This is a genomic window from Caballeronia sp. LZ029, assembly GCF_031451275.1.
Lineage (GTDB): Bacteria > Pseudomonadota > Gammaproteobacteria > Burkholderiales > Burkholderiaceae > Caballeronia > Caballeronia jiangsuensis.
On record NZ_JARUXO010000012.1, the window covers coordinates 1 to 798 of the forward strand.

The window sequence follows — 798 nt, forward strand, 5'->3', positions numbered from 1 at the left end:
AATTGACCCCGCCACATCGATGGCCAGGCATTCACGAGTGTATTCGTCGATCACAGTCAGACACTTTAACTGCTGACCGTTGGCGCAGGCATCGAACACGAAGTCATACGCCCAGACATGCCGTGCTGCCGTAGCTGGCTGAGGCCGGGGTCGATGCGTCGACACGCGGCGCCGCGGGCGCTTGCGCGGCACCTGCAGTCCCGCGAGCCGCCACAGCCGCCAAGCCCGGTCTGCACTCATCGGATGGCCCTGTCGATCCAAAAAAATCCGGATGCGACGGTAACCATAGCGCGGATACTGTGCCGACAAAACACACATCGCCGCCCGCACCGGGGCGTCACGCTCGGCCAACTTCGATTGGTAATGCAACGCCGACCTCGCGACCGACATCAGCGCGCACGCACGCCGCTCCGACAGGCCTCGCGCTCTCGCGTAGGCAACCTGCAGGCGGCGAGCGGGCGCGCTCACCACTTTTTTGCGTTGATCTCCCTCATTACATCGAGCTCAAGGTCACGCTCTGCCACCATCTTCTTCAGTCGCGCGTTTTCCTGCTCAAGCTGCTTGAGGCGCTTCACATCCGAAGCCTCCATGCCGCCGAAATGTTGACGCCAGTTATACACCGTCTGCTCGCTAATCCCGTGCTTCTTGGCCACCTCTGCGACCGACGTCTTGTCCGCCTCGCGCAGCATTGTGACCATCTGTTCTTCGGTAAATCGGCTCTTCCTCATGACTTCCATTCCTCCGTTGGAAGCCATTCTCTCAAGTTTCAACTGGTCCGAAAATCGCCAGGCAGGTCAC

Annotated in this window: 1 pseudogene; it reads right to left on the reverse strand. The window is 60.4% G+C overall.

The window, feature by feature from the left end:
- Positions 1-728, reverse strand: a pseudogene (locus tag QCE73_RS33875) (IS3 family transposase); the annotation flags it as partial.
- Positions 729-798: the final 70 nt, after the last annotated feature.